Below are 17,435 nucleotides of genomic sequence, written 5' to 3' on the forward strand. Positions count from 1 at the left end.
CAGACAAAAAAGAATGCCCAAAGCACGCTTTGGGCATTCTCGAAATATGGTCTGAAAACCCGACGATCAATCAGGCTTTGGCGGTTGTTGCACCCGCTGCCGGTTTGGCCGTGGTTTTGCCGCCTTTGACAAATTCGGACGCCTTGCGTTTGCCGTCTTCGAATTCGTCCTTGAAACGACCCTTCATTTCATCGGCATCGAAATCGTCAACCGTTCCGCCCTTGGCAAAGTGCCAGGCAAAAACACGCCCCAGCGCATAGGTGCAGGCACCGGCAAAGGTCGGCATTGCGACAACGCCAAAGATCGTGCCAACAACCGGAACCTTGCGAACCAGTGCCGCCGTTGCATAACCGACACCGGTCATCGGCAGGACCGTTGCAACCAGGGTCGAAATCGAACTCTTGATCGCGTTCTCAGAGAACGGAACACCGTAGATGTCGCAAAGCTTTGCAAGCATCCGCACCTGGATCGTGCTGCTGGTGGCCATTTCAAGGAACGGGATCGGGACAAGACCACCAACCGCAGCATAAACGCTATGACGATGGATGCAGTCACGGGACTGGGCACGAATTTCATCCGCCTTCGCGACAGCCACTTCTTCAGTCTCTTCGATGGTTTCTGCTTCGCTCATTATCGCCTCTTGAATTTGTACCTGTAAGTTGATGGTCTGCACGCAAAATCTATTCTTCAACTTTACCTGAACTAACCTGAAGTAGCAACGTGCAACACCCTTTATTTGCTACCGGTTTTTGAAATTTCAGGCTGCCCTGCACTCTCACGTGTCGCGGCAGGTTCCATGTCGCTCTGTTTGACAACACCACCCCCGTCACCACTGGACGGATCAAACAGCGGGGCAATCGATTTCAGGACATCGCCGGCCGTTTTACCCGCCGTTGAAACATCCTCTGACGCGCCCGCTGTCGGGGCTGTCGGTTTCATCGACGGTGTTACCGGCGGTGTGGCCGAATTTGCCGCGCCGGGGCGCGCGCGTTTGTCCGACGGATCGACCGGGGCACGAACGCCCGGCGAAATCGCATTTTGCGGCGCGATTTCCTGCGACCGCGCATTAAGCGCCCCGGAATTCGGCAGGCTTTCCGCCGTATCGTTCACAAGCTCCGCCCCCGAATCTGAATCCGGGGTGCTGGCCGTCGGCGAATCTGCGGTATTGAGGATCACGGGCAGGCCATCTTTGCCGCCAATGATGATCGTCTTGCTGTTTTTCGATGTCGCAAGCGTCATGGTGGCTTCGATACCGCGCAGGCGAAGATATTCCTCGGTAATCGTTTTGGCGACGATATCCTGGAATTCCCGAATACCTTCCGCCTCGATCTTCTTGCGTTCCTTTTCCTTTTCCTCGCGCGCCAGACGGAAATCATATTCCAGCATGGCCTGATATTGTTCAGCCTTGCGTTCAATCGCATCCGCAACGCGTTCGGGCAGGATCACGGAACGGATCAGAACGTCTTCTACCGTCACCAGCCGCCCCTGAAAACTCTGATTGACCAGTGATGATCCAAGCTCGTTGACCATCCGTTCAAGGATTTCGGCCTGAATGAAGGCACGGGTTTCGGTATAAAGCTGTTCAGGCGTGTAACGCGAAATCAGTTCACGCGCATGCGATCCGATTTCCGGATACACAAGGATTTCCGCATAATTCGGCCCGACAAGCTTGTGCAGCATCCCGACCGCTTCGCGATTGATCCGATACCGCACCGCAATGTCGACTTCCATCGACAGGCCGTTCGATGAAATGGTGTCATAAACCCGCGCCTGATTTTGCAGACGCGCGTCATAGATATACATTTCATCCCATGGGAAGATCATGTGAATGCCCTCCCCATAGCTTTTGTCAACCACCGTCCCGCCAAAGAACCGGTACCACATCACCGCCACATGCCCGGCAGGCACGGTAATGAAAATCTGCGGTGCCAACGCGAAAATCGCGATCAGCAAAAACAGAATCCCGATCAGAAATGTCGTGCGCAACCGCCGCAGGCGTTCCCCCGCGCTAATGAAAAAGCGCCGCCAAAAGATCGACCACCGCCCTCTTTTGCGGGCGGTTGCGTTTTGGTCTGGTGCACCGGGTGCGACTGTCGCGCTATCAACCATTCATCATCTCGTCGTCGGATTTATCGTGACGCATGCTGATCGCCCGTCAGTCATCATCTTATTCATAATCAAGGTCTTTAAGCTTTTCACGAAGCTCCCGCGACGGGCGCGCAACAATCTGAACCAGAAAATCACCAATCGGGGTGATCACAATCGCCAGCAGGAAATGCCCCAGAAATCCGAACGATGTCCGGCGGCCAAGCATGCCGCAAACAATGCAGGCCAACAGATAAATTACAATCAAAATCAAATGCATCGTTTCGCCACCCGAATTCCTGTTATTGCGCGATTACGCGTTCTTCACGCCGTTTTCTCGTCCTGATCGAATTTCAGGCCTTCCTTGAATTTCCGGCGAAAATCGGCCTCTGCCTTTTGGGCGTCAAAATCCGCCATCGTCCCGCCCGCGGCGTAATGCTGCTGAAAAACCCGACCAAGCGCATAGGTAAATGCCGCATTGAAACCTGGCATGGTCACGATGCTCAGTGTCGATCCGACAACCGGCATCACCTTGGCAATATTGGAAAATATCCCCGTCCCCAAAAGAGCCCGCCCCAAAACGCCGCTGGTAATGCACGCGGTTAAGGCCGCAATCACGGATTTGCCACTGCTTTTATTGAACGCAACACCGTAAACATCGCTCAGTTCCGCCAGCATTTTAAGCTGCACGGCAACCGTCGCTGCAGAATCGAGAACAGGAATCGGAACAAAACCGGTCCCCGCCGCCCAAAGGGCATTGCGTTGCACAACACCACTTGCAAGCCGGTGCTGTTTGCGCCGTTTCAGCACTTCAAGCGTTTCAGCCCCCATAACGTCCCCCGGTTTATTGTCCCGCGCCAAATCATAATCGCTAACTATCAGCACTGCAAACCGAATCAAGGTTTTATACAGCCTTGACCCCAACCCCGATGCAATCAACCATATGGTTTGTGAAAGCCGCTTTCTGAGGATATAACCGGCTTAACAGGATCATGTTTTGAAAATATTTTGAAAATATATCTCGCCGGAGACACGTTTTGAAGCTGTCTACCAAGATCGGGCTGGCCCTTTTCCTTGTGCTTGCAAGCGCACTGAGCATGACCACGGTCCTGAATTATCTGCGATTCGACCAGACCCTGCACACTCTTCTGGCCCAGCGCATGACCGTGATCCTCAATGAAACCAGTCAGGATGTCCTTGCCGGGATCGATCTGGGCTTGCGGCTGGAAAACATGGAAAACCTTCAATCGGTCCTGAACCGGCGTCTGGATATGGCCAACGATATCCGCAATGTCGCCGTTCTGGACTGCAACGGCACCCCAATCAGCAACGCCACCCGGTCCCCAGACAGCCCCCCCAATGATCAGGCACTCTCTGGCGCGGCAATATCGCAACAGACACGTGATCATTGGATCGATTTCACACCGGGGATCGCCACCGCCGGACAGGTCCTGCGCGACAGCCTTGGCCAATGCGCGGGTCTGGTCGTCATCACCGCAAACTCGCAGGCCTCCGAAGCCAAACTTGCCAATGCCTTCTCTGAAATGTGGAAATCGGCGGCCTTCGGCATGGGCATGATTGTGCCCATCCTTGGCGTCCTGTTCATTCTGATGCGCCGTCGCCATCGCGTTTTCGAAGAACTGCACGAAGATCTGGCGCGCGCTGTTGCGGGCAAGGCCCCCAATACCCGCCCCCATGATGGCGATGTCCTGACCCAAAGCGAAATCGAACTGATTTCCCTTTACCGCGAAATCCGCGATCAGTTGCCCCACGATACGCAAAATGACGGCACCGAACACACATCGAAAACCCCGGCGGAGCCCCTGAAATGACCCCCTCTGCCAATCCGAAAACCAAACCCGATACCCCCGCATCCCCTCATGGCGGCAATATCCGAAGCCGCCTTTTCCCCAAGGGCACGATCTGGATTCTGCTGCTGTTCAGCACGATCTCGCTTTGCATTGCCTTGGTCGGGATTTCTTGGCGGGCCGCCGAACTGGCGCGTGCTGATCTGCAAACCGAAATCCGCGAAAAGGCCGAAATCGAAGCCCGGGTTCTTGGCGAAAAAATCGAAAATGCCCTGCGGCTCGGCATTCCGCTCCGCGAGATTGTCGGCTTTGAAGCCGTCGTCTATCAGCTTCGCGATGGCGACCCCGATCTGGTTTTTGCCGCCATCACCGACATGGGGGGCGACATCCTGCATGCGGGCGGCCTGCCATCGGATGAAATCGCCACCGCCCTAACGGCCCCGTCGGGCAACGATACCGCCTATATCGTGACCCGCCTCAACCTGCCCCGCGCCGAGGGGCGCGACGATATCGAGGTGGTCCTTGGTCATGCCCGTGCCGCCCTGATGCGCCCGGTTACTGATAACCTTTATGACATTGCGATCATTTTCATCATAACCCTCGCCCTGTCATTTGAACTGATGTTGCTGGTGTTAACCGTCAATGTCGCCCTGCCAGTAAGGGTTGCGCGCAAGGTTCTGGGCAATGTGCGCGACCGCAAATTCACCCTGCTGCATGGCCAAAGCACCCATGACGAAATCGGCCAGTTCATGGAACGCATCAATTCCCTGATCAACACCACCGCCAAAAAGGTCGGCACACATCCCCAACGCGAACGGGAGGTAAAGCTGATCGGGGTTCGCATGCTGGCCTTCATGTTTGTCCTGGCCGAAGAACTGGCCCGTCCGATCATGCCGGCCTTCTTTAGCCAGGTGACATCCCATAGCATCGACGGGCAGCTTGGCGCAGGCGTGGTCATGGCGGTGCATCTCCTGATGGTTGCCCTTGCCATGCCGATCTGCAGCCTGTTTCAGGAACAGGTCGGGTCACTGCGCATGTATCTGTGTGGTGCGTTTCTGGCGACACTTGGTCTGATTGGTACCGCCTTTGCCGTTGGCATCTGGGATCTTGTCCTGTGGCGCGCATTGTCGGGGATCGGTTACGCCACCACCTTTGTCGCCTGTCAATCCTATGTCCTTGATGCCACCAATGACAGCAACCGCACACAGGGAACCGCCATGATGGTCAGCGGCATCATGCTGGCTGATATCTGCGGCCCGGCCATCGGCGGGATTGTTGCTGGCCATTTCGGCCCGGACATGACCTTTATCGCCGGTGCGACCATTGCGTTTCTGGCCGTCCTTCTGGCCTTCTTCCTGATGGATAATATGGTGCGTGGCAAAACCCCACCGCCGGTCCCGACCAGGGCCGCCCTTCGTGCCATGCTCGGCAATCGCCGTTTGCAGGTGCTGATCCTGTTTGCCGCCATCCCCGCCAAACTGATCCTTAGCGGCTTTTTATATTACCTGACCCCGATGATCTTGCTGCAATCGGGTGCGACCACGGCCGAAACCGGGCGGGTGATCATGCTTTACGGGCTGGTCGCGATCCTGACCGGCTGGGCGGCGGCAAAATGGACCGACAAAAGCCAGAACGAAACCCGCGCGGTCGGCATTGGCGGTGGTTTGACCGCCGCCGGATTGTTGCTGGCGGGCTGGCTTCCCGAATATGCCCTGTTTGCGGTTGCCGTCGCCTTGCTAGGCCTCGCACAGGCAACCTCAATCCCGGCACAGCTTTCCGCCAGCCTGAAACTCAGCAAGGATTTCACCAAGGATCACGGCACCGGCCCGGTCCTTGCGGTCCTGCGTCTGGCAGAACGTCTGGGTGGGGCGGCCGGTCCGCTGCTGGCCGCCGGTTTGACCCTTCTGGTCGGAACAACGCAGGCCGTCCTGATTTTCGGGGTCTTTGCCGCCGTTTCGGTTCTGTGCTTTGAACTTCTGATCGGTCATGTGCCCCCAGAACAAAAGGGCGAACAAAAAAGCGACCAAAAAGCACAAGGAGGGACGAAATGATGTTCCCCCGTCCCCCGGCTTTTCGTCTGCTTGGCATTCTTGCGGTCTTGATCGTCGCACTCAGCGCGACGTTATTGCCAACGGCATATGCGCAATCATCAAAGGCCCCGCTTAAAATCGCCATGATCCTTTGGCGGGGTGAAACCAATGTCGAACAGGGATTTCGCGCCTATTTCGACGAAAACAACATCCCCGTCGATCTGACCATTCATGACGTTGCGCGTGATCTGTCGCGCGTGCCCGCCATCATCGATCAGATCCGCAAAGACCCGCCCGATCTGGTTTACACATGGGGCACCGGGATCACATCTTCTGTCGTCGGCAAATATGATGCCGTCGATCCGGCGAAAAACATCACCGATCTTCCGGTGGTCTATGTGATGGTTTCATCGCCTTGGAAAACCGGTATTGCCGCGCCTGCGGGCCAAAGCCGCCCCAATGTCACCGGGGCAACCCACATCGCCCCGCTTGCCGCCCAGATCAATGCCATCCGCGCCTATCGCCCGATGGATAAAATCGGCGTGGTCTATAACAGCCGCGAAGACAATTCCGTTTCCAACGTCGCCGATCTGACCGAACTGGGCCGCGAAATGGGGTTTGACGTTCTGGCCGCCCCCCTTGGCACCGACGGCGAACCATCACCCGATGACATCGCCCCCGCCGTTGCCGAACTGGCCCGCAAGGGGGCCGATATCCTGTATATCGGGCCGGATAACTTCATCGGCAATTATCGCGATACCCTGACCGATGCCGGTTTTGCCAACGGGCTTGCCGCCTTTAGCGCGACCGAACTTGAAGTCCGCGACGGTCACGCCATGCTGGGCCTTGTCAGCCGCTATGAACTTGTCGGCCGTCTCGCCGCCAGCAAGGTCGAACAAATTCTGATCGGTGGCATATCACCCGCCGATATCCCGGTCGAAACGCTTGACCGGTTTTCCTATCTGATCCGGCTGTCATCGGCGCGCAAACTGAAACTCTATCCGCCCCTGTCGCTGCTCGATTACGCGGAGGTCATCGAATGACCCAACTGACCCGGCTTGATCCATCCCATCTTCCGGCCATCATCACCCTGCATCACAGGGTAATTGCGGACCTTCCGCCGGGCAATGCCGCCACCGAAACCGATCAGTTCTTTGCCGATCATCTGGATGCCTGCGGGCAAATCTTTGGGGCCTTTGACGGGGACCGTCTGATGGCCTATTGCGTGCTGGGATTACCGCGCGAAACCGATCCGAATTTCGGCACCGACCATCACCTTCCCCCCGATCAGCTGGGCAAGGTCGCCCATATCGACGGGGTCGCGGTTGATCCGCAATGGCGCGGACAGGGGTGGCAACGCCGGATGGTCGAACACCGCATCGAAATCGCCCGGAAATGCGGGCGCACCATCGCGCTAAGCACCGTCGCCCCAACCAATTTCCCAAGCCTGATCAGCACGGTCTCAACCGGCCTTGCCATTCATGGATTGATCGCGAAATTTGGCGGGAACCGTTTTCTGCTGCGCCGGGATATCGGCCCCGATCAGGATGCAAAACTCCCGTCCGCACCCGATCGCGCAATCTGGTGCGCCAGTGACGATCTTGCGACCTGCCGGAAATTGCTCGATGACGGGTTGATCGGCCTGTTTTGCCAATCATCACCCCATGGCACGGCACCGCGCATCGGCTGGGTTCCGGCCATACCCGCTTAATAACGCGGCTTATTGCTGATAACTGTAATTCCACTTGCTCGGCCCTTTCGGGTCGGCCTGCTGATAATAGGGTTGCCAGTCGCAGGCATGCGCATCGGTTTCCCAATAACATGCCGCCCCCTTATGGAACGGCAGGAAATTGCCCTTTTCATACATATCGTCGGCAACCACGCTTCGGAATGTCGGATACATTTCCTTCATCCGGTCGATATTTTCATGAACGATCCGCGTGATCCAGTACACCACATACGGATCGGCCGGTTCATAGGCGATAAGGGATGCCTTGAACCCATAGGATGCAATCGCTTCTTCCTGCGCACTATATGTCTTTGCTGGCAAAACCTGATTAAAGAAATACTGGTTTGCCCGCACCATCTCATCGGTCAAGGGGCCGCCCATGCCGACAACCCGCGCCCCGCAGCCAAGCGTATCTTCAATCAGCGTCGCCGGATGCCCGATCCACAGACCGAACGCATCAATATAATTCTCGCAGATGCCAAGTTCGTTATAATCCTGCGCAACATTGTAAACGGTATCAAGATCCTCAAGCGTGATATCGTACCGCGACAGAAGCTCAAGCCACAATTCCCGCGATGCCGACCCTTCCGGCCCGATATTGATGCGTTTGCCGCGCAGATCGCCAACCGATTCAATGCCGGAATCATTGCGCACCACCAGCAACCCCATTTCATCATGCAGCGACATCACCGACCGCGCACCGGGGATCGGCGCAATGCCTTTCTGCGCCTCCCAGTTATTGTTCGACTGCACAATGGCAAGCTGCACCCGTCCTTCCTTCATCAGACGGATATTGCTGCCGACACCCTGGGATCGCAACGGCACGCAATGCACGCGATGGCGCTCAAAGGTACGGCTCATCATCTCGCAAATCTGGGCTGCAACCTTGAAATACACGCCACTCGTGCTGCCGCTGTAAATCGCCGCGTAATAGGATCGTTCGGTCTGGCCATCACCGGCAATCACATCGGTGTTGCTCAACGCCGCCAGACTTTCCGGATCGGTTGCCCGGCGGCGGTACTGCGACAACGGAATGGCATCGGGCTTGTAAATCAGGCCATCAATCAGGTCCGGGTTGGATTTTGCCGGGTCGATGATTGCATCGTCATATGTGTCGACATCGATATCAGGCAGGACGTCAACCGGCGACATATCGGCACTTGCATCCTCGGCAACGGTGCCACTTTCCTGCGCATACGCACCCGCCGCCCCCGCCGACAACAGAATTGCCAGCATACCGGTCGCAATCATTCTCATGCCGATCTCAAAACGCAAAACCGTCCACTCATCGTTTGTGATGAACCAATCCTCGCATCCCAACGGCCATCCTAAAGGATCGCCCGGAAGCCCGTCGAGAGCGAAGATGAATTAATACCCTTATTCTCAGCGATTTAACACAATCGTCTTCACCACGATCCTCACCGATCGTCGATATTCAGATTGTGTTTGACGCAACATCATACGCCCCTCATAAACCAGAAGACCATATAACAGAAAACCGGACCACGGCCAGATTTCGGAGAAGACGATGACGTCCATCATCGCCCTTGATCCCGGGCGCAACGATATTTATCAGGCGTTCGACCTGATATCCTCCTGGCCGGAATACCGCCAAAGCCCCCTGATCCGCGCCACCGGTCTTGCCCGCGAACTCGGTCTTGGCACTGTCTGGATCAAGGATGAAAGCAAACGGTTCGGTCTGGGCGGGGTCAAGGCACTTGGTGCCCCCTATGGCCTGAAACAGCAGCTTTTAAAACGCGGCCTCATCCCCGGAAGCCCGCAGTGCGCGGGCTATACCGCCGTTGCCGCAACCGATGGAAATCACGGCCTTGCCGTGGCATGGGCGGCCCAAAAATTCGGCTGTCATGCGCGGATCTATGTCGGAACCGAGGTCGATCAGGCCCGCATTGCCCGCATCACCGATAACGGGGCTGAAATCGTCCGGGTGGATGGCACCTATGACGATGCGGTCCTTGCCGCCGAAAATGCCGCACAATCGCCCGACGTGCTTCTGATCACCGATACCGATTATGGCCATGCACTCGACGTTACCCGCGATATCATGGCGGGTTATGCGGTTCTCGGCATCGAATGCGCCCGCCAGCTTCGGGCTGAAAACATCACCCCCGATCATGTTTTCCTGCAATGCGGCGTTGGCGGCATGGCAGCGGGTTGCGCCATCGGGCTCTGGCATGAAAGCGGTGAAAAACCGAATGTCTGCACGGTGGAGGCAACAAACGCCGCCTGCCTTCAGGCAAGCCTTTCAACCGGCGAACTGACATCGGTTCCGGGCAAGCTCCTGACCCGCATGATCGGACTGTCCTGTGGCAAACCGAGTCTCCCGGCGTTTGAAATCCTGCGCGAAGTATCCACCCACAGCATCGCGATTGATGATGACGTAGCGCTTCTGGTCCAAAACACGCTTTCCGCCGGGATCAATGGCGACGCCCCGCTTGAAACATGGGATACCGGCATCGCAGGCATCGCCGGGCTTTGGCATGTCGCCAAAAACCACGACCTTCGCGCCCGTTTTGGCCTGAATGCCCAAAGCAACGTGCTTGTGATCAACAGCGAAGGCCCCATTCCATTGCCATACCGCGCAAATATCTGAATTCTTTCGACGCGAAAAAGGCTTTCCGTTATGCCACCAACTGGACAGCGACTGGACAGCCCTGCCGGGCATCGGTACAGTCGCGCCAGACCGTGCAAATGCCCACGTCGGGTTCTATGGGGACTGCAAACAGATGAAATTGCTCGAACTGTTGTCTTGGGGGGATAACAGACTGATGGCCCGGCTTGCCTTTGCCGGTGCGCTATCAGGTGCGGGCAGTGCGGTCCTGCTGGGGCTGGTCAATACCGCCGCCGAAGGCATTGCCGATAACGGTGTCGATCAGGTCGACTGGCTTCTGGCCGGCGGCTTCATCGCCCTTGCCGTGGTCTATTTCCTGGCCGAGGTTTTCCTTCTTGCCAACATCTCGACCCAGATCGAACAGGGCATCGACAAGGTGCGTCGCAAACTGCTGGGTCAGATCGCCCATGCCGACTTTGCCCGGCTAGAAACCTTTGGTCAGGCCCGCCTGTTTGACAGCATCACCCAAAGCACTCAGGTCATTTCGCAAAACTCGCACATGATCGGCATGTCGTTCCGATCCCTTCTGCTGGTCGTTGCGGTGATGATCTATGTTTTCTGGCTGTCCACGCTGGCCTTTTTCCTGATCGTGATGGTGATCGGGGCCGGGATTGTCATTTACCTGCAGATGGGCAAACAGCTCGGCATGTGGTTTGGCAAACTCCATCTCGCCGAAACCAGCCTGTTTGGCAAGGTCGCCGACCTGTTTTCGGGCATCCGCGAAGTTCGCATGTGGTCATCGCGCAGCAGCACCCTTTTCAATGCCTTTTCGGAAAACTCGCTGACAAAGGAACAGATCACGGCAGAAACCCACAGCCTGATGTTCCGTCAGATGATCATGGGCATGACCGCCTTTTATGTCCTGCTTGCGGTGATCGTCTTTATCGTGCCGGTCTATACCGATAATTTCGGCTCCACGGTTTCCAAGGTCAGCACCGCCGTCCTGTTCATGATCGGCCCGATCAGCACTGTGGTGCAGGCAATGGCGGTTCTGGGGGCGGCCGAACAGGCCGCCGCGCGCATGGTAACCCTGTCACAGGATCTGGACGAAATTGCCGAACCGATTGACGAAAACGGTACAAAGCTGCCCGATACATTTTCAAACATCGCGTTTGATGATGTCTGCTTTACCTATCCCAACCGCGACCCGCGCCACGGCTTTGTTCTTGGCCCGATCAGCCTTTCGGTAAAAAAGGGCGAACTGATTTTCATCACCGGCGGCAACGGGGCGGGCAAATCTACCCTGATCAAGCTTCTGACCGCCCTTTATCGCCCGGTATCGGGTGCCATCCGGTTTGACGATATCCAGCTTGGCGCGCAAAATATCGCTTCTTTCCGCGATAAAATCGCCACCGTGTTTTCCGATTTCCACCTGTTTTCCGAACTGCACGGATCGGCCGAAATTGATCCCGACGAAGCAGATTACTGGCTCAACCTGTTTGAACTGTCCCATGTGACGGGTATTCGCGACGGCAAATTTGTTTCCATCGCCCTGTCTGCCGGGCAACGCAAACGTCTTGGCCTGATCACCGCCATTCTCGAACATCGCCCGATCCTTGTTCTTGATGAATGGGCCGCTGATCAGGACCCCTATTTCCGTAAAAAATTCTATTACGAAATCCTGCCACAGATCAAAGCACGCGGCATAACCATCATCGCCGTCACCCATGACGACCATTATTTCGATGCCGCCGACCGCCGCCTGCATCTCGAATCCGGCACCCTGCACGAACTTGACCGCAACGACCCGCGTGGAAGGATCTGATCATGCTGCTTATTGATCTTCTGCGATCCCGAACCCGCATCGATCTGCGCCATGCCGTCGGCCTGCTGTCGCTGGCATCAATTGCCACCACCATGGTGCTGATCATCGTCAATCTGGCCGCCGAACAGGCCGAAGACGGTGTGGCCAGCATGCGCTATCTCGGCATGATGGCTCTGTCGCTGATCGGCTATATCTGGGCCCAGAAAAAATCCAGCGACTTGATCGCCGCCGAGGTGGAACACATCCTCCATCAACTCCGCCTCAGCCTGTTTGATCGCGTGCGAAAAGCCGCCCCCGATACGCTGGCCAAGGTCGGACAGGGGGCGGTTCAAACCGCCCTCACCCAGGAAATGCAAACCGTATCGGCCGCCCTGCCCCTGATGTTGAATGGTGTGCAGCAGGTGGTCCTGATCATCTGTGTCGCGGCCTATCTCGCATGGCTGTCGACCTTCGCCTTCGTGATGATTTCCGTTCTGGCCGTTGTGGTTTCAACCATCCATCTGCAACGCATGCGCAAAATCAACGCCGCAACCCGTGACGCGATTGACGATGAAAACCTGCTTTTTGGCGGCCTGACCGATCTGTTGCATGGCTTCAAGGAAGTCAAAATGAACAGCCGGCGTCGCGACGCACTGCTCGGCGCACTCAATGACCGCTCCATCCGGGCACGCGACACCAAATCCGTGGTCAAGGCCCAATGGTCGCGCGAATTCGCCCTGATCCAGTTGGCCTTCTACGGCATGATGGCAGCCATGGTATTCATCGTTCCGATCTTCACATCGGATTATCATGACGTTGCCGTGCAAACCACGACCGCGGCCCTGTTCATGATCGGCCCGATCGGGGCCGTGGTTGCCTCAGTCCCCAGCTTCACCGATTCCGATGTGGCGCTCCGCAAGATCAACGATATCGATCACCAGCTCGAAGACGCCCTTGACGCCCAACATGCCCAAGAGGCCACCAACGGCACGTCATCGCCCGAAACCCTTGAAAAATTGGGCGGTGCCCTTGGCAATATCGCCGAAATCAGCCTGCGCGACGTTCGTTTCGCCTATCCCGGCACGACGGATAGCCCCGGCTTTGCCGTCGGTCCGATCAATGCCACCTTCAAAAAGGGTGAAATCACCTTTATCACCGGCGGCAACGGGGCTGGCAAATCGACGATCATCGCCGTCCTGACCGGCCTTCGCCCGGCGGCAAGCGGTTCGATCATGGTCAATGATTGCCCGCTCCCTTCCGACGCCTTGCAGCTTTATCGCGATCATTTCGCGACCGTGCTCTCGGACTATCATCTGTTTCGCGAACTTTACGGCATTGATGATATCGATCCCAAACGGGTTGAAACGCTGCTCAAACAGATGGAAATCGATGACAACGTCGAAATTGATGACAACGCCTTTTCAACGACGTCACTGTCACAGGGGCAACGCAAACGCCTTGCCCTGATCGCGGCCCTGCTTGAAGAAAAACCTGTTCTTGTCCTTGATGAATGGGCCGCCGATCAGGACCCGCATTTCCGCTCGGTCTTCTATGAAAAAATCCTGCCATCCTTACGCAAGCAGGGCAAGATCATCATCTGTGTCACCCATGATGACCGCTGGTTTGACGCGGCCGATACGATCTATCACGTCCGCGACGGCGAATTTGTCGACGGGCGTCAAACCACCTCCGCCTGATCTGTTACGCCACCATCAGCCCGTCCCTGACCACGTGCACGATGTCATCCCCGCCATCGCGCAGGAAAAAATGCCCGCCGGGCAAAACATGCTTGGCAAAATCACCCGTGGTCGCCGCCGCCCAGTCATCCAGTTCATCCGGCACCGGGTTCGGGTCATCCGCCCCGCCAAAGGCGGTAATCGGGCAGGACAGTTTGGGCAATCCGGTCGAAACCGCGGTTTCCGACAATCTGAAATCCGCCCGAAGCCCCGGCTCGAACAGGGCGCGATATTCCGCATTTTCCAGAATTTCGGTGGGCGTCCCGCCATAATTGGCAATCCCCTGCCAGAACTCATCTGATGACAGATGATGTAACGGTGCGCGATGCCCCGCCATATTCGGCCCGCGCCGTGCGGCAACAAACAGATGAACCGGCACTGCCATCCCCGCCTGTTGCAGATGGCACGCCAGATGATGGGAAATCAGCGCCCCCATCGAATAACCGAAAAACGCAAATGGCCGATCCATAACCGGCTTTAACCCATCGGCCACGGCCTCAACCATCGCCGAAAGATCATCAATCACCGGATCGCCAAACCGCTGTTCGCGCCCCGGCAGATTGACCGGCACCACATCAATGTCATCGGGGAACTGTGTCAGCCACGGCCGATAGGCCAACGCCCCACCCCCGGCAAACGGAAAACAGAACAGCCGCATCCGCGCCCCCGCCGTGATATTCTGACCGACCCAGACATTTTGCGTCATGTTTCTTTCCGCCCCAATTGCCGACTGCTTTACCTGTCGCAATAATATCGCGCAAATTCAAGCCGCTAAACGCGCCAGCGCGCCAGAAAACCCATCCATCGTTTCAATCGCGATCAATGTGGCCCGTGACTGCATCACCGGGTCGGTTTCGCCCGTCGCCTTGAATGCCGCCTCGTAATCGCACCAGCCCTGATAAAAATCCCGGCCATCCGCATCCCCGTCAAACAGCCAGCGTGACAGGGCGTCGATATCACGGCTCGGGTCACGATACTCGATATCGATGCCGATCATGGCATCCGGGTCTTTGGCAATCGCCACCGCCACAAGATCGCGGCTGTGGCTGATACTCGCACAATGGGTCACACCATCGATGATCAGGCCCGGCTGCCCCGAACTTTGCCGCACGGTTTCATATGTCCCATCCCCGGCGATATCCGGCCAGATATAATGTCCAAGATCGCCCAGCATCTGCCACGCTTGGGCCGAACTTTGGCGGCGTTTTTCCGTGCGGTCGCCCTTCAGATCATCGACCCGCTGCCAGCACCATAAAACGTTGCCCCCAAACGCGGTCTTGACATCGATGATTGCGTTTTTTTTCATGTATCTGGCAAGTTTTGGTTGTTTTGTTGTCGACGGGTTCATTAAATCAGGGACGTCTGCCCGGCTCGGGCAATAAAAAACGCGATAATTGATCCGATCAACCGGATCAATCTGATAATATCAATAAAAGGCAGGTTGGATATGCGCAGTTTGAAATTTGCAGTCGTCGGTTTGCTGGCACTTGTTGTTGCCGCGTGCCGCACCGCCCCCGTTCAGAATGTCAGCAGTCAGCCCTTCCCGGCTGATGCGTCAAAACTCAGCATGGCACAGATCGAAGAAAGCATCATCAAGGCCGCAGGCGAACGTGAATGGATCGTTCAACGCAAGGCCGAAGGTGAACTGATCGCCACCTATTCCCCACGCAACCATCTGGCCAAAGTCGAAATCGATTTTGACCAGTCCGAATTTTCCATTTCCTATGTCGACAGCACCAATCTGAACTATGATGGCACGTCGATTCATTATAATTACAATCGCTGGGTCAATAATCTGCGACAGGATATCTTGCGCGAAGTCTCGGCAAAGGCCGTACTCGCGAACTAGGTTTGGATATGAGTTTGCTGCACGCCAGAATTTCGCACTGGGCTTTCTGGGAAGACCGCGATGATCGCGCGGTCCTGAAATCCGGAACAGCCGGGCATACCGAAATCCCGCACACCGCAATCCCGATTGACGATATGACCGGTGCCAATCTGGCGCGCAGCCTCAAACCCGCCTGGCGGCGGCGTCTGGATCTTTATGGCCGGGCCGCCGCCGAGGTGCTCGGCCATACCATCCGTGATGGCGATAATCCGCATATCGTTTTTGCCTCCCGCCACGGCAATATTGATCGCACGCTGAAACTCCTCCATCAGGTCGCGACAAACGAAACCCTCTCCCCTGCGGATTTCAGCATGTCGGTGCATAACGCGCTGGTCGGGGTTGCCTCGATCAACTGGTCGATCACCCAAAGCCACACCGCGATTTCGGCTGGCAATGACAGCATGATTGCCGCCCTCACCGAAACATTATGCCAGCTCACCAGCGAAGATGGCCCGGTCATCCTGTGCTATGTCGATCTGCCACTGCCCGATATCTACCATGCCGAGGACCCGGACGACATTTCCGGCACCGCCCTTGCCATCCGCTTTGACCAGCCAACGAAACCGGACGGCAAAATGTTCTGGTTCGATCCGATCCCCGATCATGATCCCGCCCCCATGCCACACCGCCAGGCACGCGCCATCGCCGCCTGTCTGGGGGCATCGTCAAAAACCGGGTTGAACCTGCCGGGGAAATCCGGCGGCTGGGCCATGCAACCGCATGGCTGATAAACACGGCAGGCCGATACGGTCGTCAAAGGGCTTTAACTGGTATTGGCGGCTGCTGGCGACCGGCTTTGCCTTTTCATCCTTTGGGCTGGGTGGGCTTTTGCTGGCCATCACCATTTTCCCCGCCATGATGATCATCCTGCGCGACCGCGCCAAACGGCGCAAATACGCCCAGTTTGTCATCTGTCGCGGTTTTCGCCTTTTCACATGGATGCTTGATGTCACCGGTGTGGCCGTCGCCCAGACCGAAAATATTGAACGCCTTCGATCCGCACGTGGTGCGCTGATCATCGCCAATCATCCGACATTGCTCGATGTCGTGATGATCCTGGCCCAGATGGATCGCTGCCAGTGTGTCGTCAAACACGAACTGTTTCGCAATCCGTTCATGGCCGGTGTGGTACGTGCGGCTGGTTTCATTCGCAATAATGATGACCCGGAAAACCTGATTTCGCAGGCGCGCGATCATCTGGCAAACGGTGCCTGCATCCTGATTTTCCCCGAAGGAACCCGCACACCCAGCCGCCGCAAACTGGGCCAATTGCAACGCGGGGTAGCGAATATCGCGATAGAAACACAAGTCGACTTGATTCCTGTGGTTGTGCACTGTAATCACGATACCCTGAAAAAGGGGGTACCGTGGTATCGCATTCCGCCGTCGAAAATCCGTTTTCGCCTCGTGGTCGATGCACCGCTATCATTTGGGGACATTGCTGATCCGACGTTAAGCCGTGCTAAACAGGCGCGTTTGCTGACCCGGATCATCAAGGATTATTATCTGGACAGACTGACGCATGACTTCGCTGGAAACAGAACTTAAAGCCTTCATTATCGAGACGCTCAATCTCGAAGACATAAGTGTCGAGGATATCGACAGCGAAGAAGCCCTATTTGTCGATGGGCTCGGCCTTGATTCCATCGATGCCCTTGAACTTGGCGTTGCGATCCAGAAAAAATATGATGTCCGGATCGATGCCAAGAACGAAGATGTCAAAACCCATTTTGCATCGGTACGCAATCTGGCGAAATTCATTCAGGCTTCGGGCAAGGAGGGGTAA

Annotated in this window: 18 protein-coding genes; 11 read left to right on the forward strand and 7 right to left on the reverse strand. The window is 56.5% G+C overall.

The window, feature by feature from the left end:
• Positions 1-70: 70 nt before the first annotated feature.
• The 4 genes from SMB34_RS20115 to SMB34_RS20130 form a co-directional block, all read right to left on the reverse strand.
• Positions 71-631 carry a YcjF family protein gene (locus SMB34_RS20115; protein ID WP_037992689.1) on the reverse strand — a complete coding sequence of 187 codons (561 nt, stop codon included), beginning with the start codon at positions 629-631 and terminating at the stop codon, positions 71-73.
• Positions 632-732: 101 nt separating this feature from the next.
• Positions 733-1,986: an SPFH domain-containing protein gene (locus SMB34_RS20120; protein ID WP_240478888.1), complete on the reverse strand. Its 1,254-nt coding sequence runs from the start codon at positions 1,984-1,986 to the stop codon at positions 733-735.
• 181 nt (positions 1,987-2,167) lie between these two features.
• Positions 2,168-2,365: a hypothetical protein gene (locus SMB34_RS20125; protein WP_037992693.1), complete on the reverse strand. Its 198-nt coding sequence runs from the start codon at positions 2,363-2,365 to the stop codon at positions 2,168-2,170.
• Positions 2,366-2,409: 44 nt separating this feature from the next.
• Positions 2,410-2,916: a YcjF family protein gene (locus tag SMB34_RS20130; RefSeq protein ID WP_051682443.1), complete on the reverse strand. Its 507-nt coding sequence runs from the start codon at positions 2,914-2,916 to the stop codon at positions 2,410-2,412.
• Between the two features lie 206 nt (positions 2,917-3,122).
• Here SMB34_RS20130 and SMB34_RS20135 point away from each other — a divergent pair, with 206 nt between their 5' ends.
• From SMB34_RS20135 to SMB34_RS20150, 4 genes are read left to right on the forward strand one after another with little or no spacing between them, the layout of a single operon-like run.
• Entirely contained in the window at positions 3,123-3,917 is a 795-nt protein-coding gene (locus tag SMB34_RS20135) for a hypothetical protein (RefSeq protein WP_037992695.1), read from the forward strand.
• The gene (locus SMB34_RS20140) at positions 3,914-5,944 is read left to right on the forward strand and encodes an MFS transporter (RefSeq protein ID WP_037992697.1); all 2,031 of its coding nucleotides are present in this window, start codon (positions 3,914-3,916) and stop codon (positions 5,942-5,944) included. Before SMB34_RS20135 ends, SMB34_RS20140 begins: the two co-directional genes overlap by 4 nt.
• The gene (locus SMB34_RS20145; RefSeq protein ID WP_051682444.1) at positions 5,941-6,966 is read left to right on the forward strand and encodes an ABC transporter substrate-binding protein; all 1,026 of its coding nucleotides are present in this window, start codon (positions 5,941-5,943) and stop codon (positions 6,964-6,966) included. The genes SMB34_RS20140 and SMB34_RS20145 overlap by 4 nt, the downstream gene beginning before the upstream one ends.
• Positions 6,963-7,634: a GNAT family N-acetyltransferase gene (locus tag SMB34_RS20150; RefSeq protein ID WP_037992699.1), complete on the forward strand. Its 672-nt coding sequence runs from the start codon at positions 6,963-6,965 to the stop codon at positions 7,632-7,634. The genes SMB34_RS20145 and SMB34_RS20150 overlap by 4 nt, the downstream gene beginning before the upstream one ends.
• Positions 7,635-7,643: 9 nt before the next feature.
• On the opposite strand, the gene SMB34_RS20155 is transcribed toward SMB34_RS20150, so the two are convergent.
• Positions 7,644-8,909, reverse strand: a complete 1,266-nt coding sequence (locus SMB34_RS20155; protein ID WP_084716709.1) for a TAXI family TRAP transporter solute-binding subunit — start codon at positions 8,907-8,909, stop codon at positions 7,644-7,646.
• 271 nt (positions 8,910-9,180) lie between these two features.
• Here SMB34_RS20155 and SMB34_RS20160 point away from each other — a divergent pair, with 271 nt between their 5' ends.
• The 3 genes from SMB34_RS20160 to SMB34_RS20170 all read left to right on the forward strand — a co-directional run bounded on the left by SMB34_RS20160 (position 9,181) and on the right by SMB34_RS20170 (position 13,722).
• On the forward strand, positions 9,181-10,263 hold the full coding sequence (locus SMB34_RS20160; protein ID WP_051682445.1) for a diaminopropionate ammonia-lyase: 1,083 nt from the start codon (positions 9,181-9,183) through the stop codon (positions 10,261-10,263).
• A 133-nt stretch (positions 10,264-10,396) separates the two neighbouring features.
• Entirely contained in the window at positions 10,397-12,046 is a 1,650-nt protein-coding gene (locus SMB34_RS20165) for a cyclic peptide export ABC transporter (RefSeq protein WP_037992704.1), read from the forward strand.
• Between the two features lie 2 nt (positions 12,047-12,048).
• The gene (locus tag SMB34_RS20170) at positions 12,049-13,722 is read left to right on the forward strand and encodes a cyclic peptide export ABC transporter (RefSeq protein WP_037992706.1); all 1,674 of its coding nucleotides are present in this window, start codon (positions 12,049-12,051) and stop codon (positions 13,720-13,722) included.
• Between the two features lie 4 nt (positions 13,723-13,726).
• Here SMB34_RS20170 and SMB34_RS20175 read toward each other — a convergent pair whose 3' ends face one another.
• Together SMB34_RS20175 and SMB34_RS20180 are read right to left on the reverse strand one after the other, a co-directional pair.
• Positions 13,727-14,467, reverse strand: a complete 741-nt coding sequence (locus SMB34_RS20175; RefSeq protein ID WP_037992709.1) for a thioesterase II family protein — start codon at positions 14,465-14,467, stop codon at positions 13,727-13,729.
• 57 nt (positions 14,468-14,524) lie between these two features.
• Positions 14,525-15,067: a 4'-phosphopantetheinyl transferase family protein gene (locus tag SMB34_RS20180; protein ID WP_156962719.1), complete on the reverse strand. Its 543-nt coding sequence runs from the start codon at positions 15,065-15,067 to the stop codon at positions 14,525-14,527.
• A gap of 141 nt (positions 15,068-15,208) precedes the next feature.
• Between SMB34_RS20180 and SMB34_RS20185 the strand changes: the two genes are divergently transcribed.
• From SMB34_RS20185 to SMB34_RS20200, 4 genes are read left to right on the forward strand one after another with little or no spacing between them, the layout of a single operon-like run.
• Entirely contained in the window at positions 15,209-15,610 is a 402-nt protein-coding gene (locus SMB34_RS20185) for a hypothetical protein (RefSeq protein WP_007090633.1), read from the forward strand.
• A gap of 8 nt (positions 15,611-15,618) precedes the next feature.
• Positions 15,619-16,377, forward strand: a complete 759-nt coding sequence (locus SMB34_RS20830) for a beta-ketoacyl synthase chain length factor (protein ID WP_051682447.1) — start codon at positions 15,619-15,621, stop codon at positions 16,375-16,377.
• Complete coding sequence (locus tag SMB34_RS20195; protein WP_051682448.1) at positions 16,370-17,197, forward strand: lysophospholipid acyltransferase family protein; 828 nt, start codon at positions 16,370-16,372, stop codon at positions 17,195-17,197. The genes SMB34_RS20830 and SMB34_RS20195 overlap by 8 nt, the downstream gene beginning before the upstream one ends.
• On the forward strand, positions 17,172-17,435 hold the full coding sequence (locus SMB34_RS20200; protein WP_007090636.1) for a phosphopantetheine-binding protein: 264 nt from the start codon (positions 17,172-17,174) through the stop codon (positions 17,433-17,435). The genes SMB34_RS20195 and SMB34_RS20200 overlap by 26 nt, the downstream gene beginning before the upstream one ends.

This window comes from Thalassospira permensis NBRC 106175, from assembly GCF_000714555.1.
GTDB lineage: Bacteria > Pseudomonadota > Alphaproteobacteria > Rhodospirillales > Thalassospiraceae > Thalassospira > Thalassospira xiamenensis.

Excerpts from the sequence above, each read along its gene's own strand:
- SMB34_RS20145 (WP_051682444.1), top strand. The coding sequence starts at position 5,941 with ATGATGTTCCCCCGTCCCCCGGCTTTTCGTCTGCTTGGCATTCTTGCG.
- SMB34_RS20180 (WP_156962719.1), bottom strand. The coding sequence starts at position 15,067 with ATGAAAAAAAACGCAATCATCGATGTCAAGACCGCGTTTGGGGGCAAC.
- SMB34_RS20130 (WP_051682443.1), bottom strand. The coding sequence starts at position 2,916 with ATGGGGGCTGAAACGCTTGAAGTGCTGAAACGGCGCAAACAGCACCGG.
- SMB34_RS20155 (WP_084716709.1), bottom strand. The coding sequence starts at position 8,909 with ATGAGAATGATTGCGACCGGTATGCTGGCAATTCTGTTGTCGGCGGGG.
- SMB34_RS20150 (WP_037992699.1), top strand. The coding sequence starts at position 6,963 with ATGACCCAACTGACCCGGCTTGATCCATCCCATCTTCCGGCCATCATC.
- SMB34_RS20175 (WP_037992709.1), bottom strand. The coding sequence starts at position 14,467 with ATGACGCAAAATGTCTGGGTCGGTCAGAATATCACGGCGGGGGCGCGG.
- SMB34_RS20200 (WP_007090636.1), top strand. The coding sequence starts at position 17,172 with ATGACTTCGCTGGAAACAGAACTTAAAGCCTTCATTATCGAGACGCTC.
- SMB34_RS20170 (WP_037992706.1), top strand. The coding sequence starts at position 12,049 with ATGCTGCTTATTGATCTTCTGCGATCCCGAACCCGCATCGATCTGCGC.
- SMB34_RS20185 (WP_007090633.1), top strand. The coding sequence starts at position 15,209 with ATGCGCAGTTTGAAATTTGCAGTCGTCGGTTTGCTGGCACTTGTTGTT.
- SMB34_RS20140 (WP_037992697.1), top strand. The coding sequence starts at position 3,914 with ATGACCCCCTCTGCCAATCCGAAAACCAAACCCGATACCCCCGCATCC.
- SMB34_RS20195 (WP_051682448.1), top strand. The coding sequence starts at position 16,370 with ATGGCTGATAAACACGGCAGGCCGATACGGTCGTCAAAGGGCTTTAAC.
- SMB34_RS20160 (WP_051682445.1), top strand. The coding sequence starts at position 9,181 with ATGACGTCCATCATCGCCCTTGATCCCGGGCGCAACGATATTTATCAG.
- SMB34_RS20125 (WP_037992693.1), bottom strand. The coding sequence starts at position 2,365 with ATGCATTTGATTTTGATTGTAATTTATCTGTTGGCCTGCATTGTTTGC.
- SMB34_RS20165 (WP_037992704.1), top strand. The coding sequence starts at position 10,397 with ATGAAATTGCTCGAACTGTTGTCTTGGGGGGATAACAGACTGATGGCC.
- SMB34_RS20115 (WP_037992689.1), bottom strand. The coding sequence starts at position 631 with ATGAGCGAAGCAGAAACCATCGAAGAGACTGAAGAAGTGGCTGTCGCG.
- SMB34_RS20830 (WP_051682447.1), top strand. The coding sequence starts at position 15,619 with ATGAGTTTGCTGCACGCCAGAATTTCGCACTGGGCTTTCTGGGAAGAC.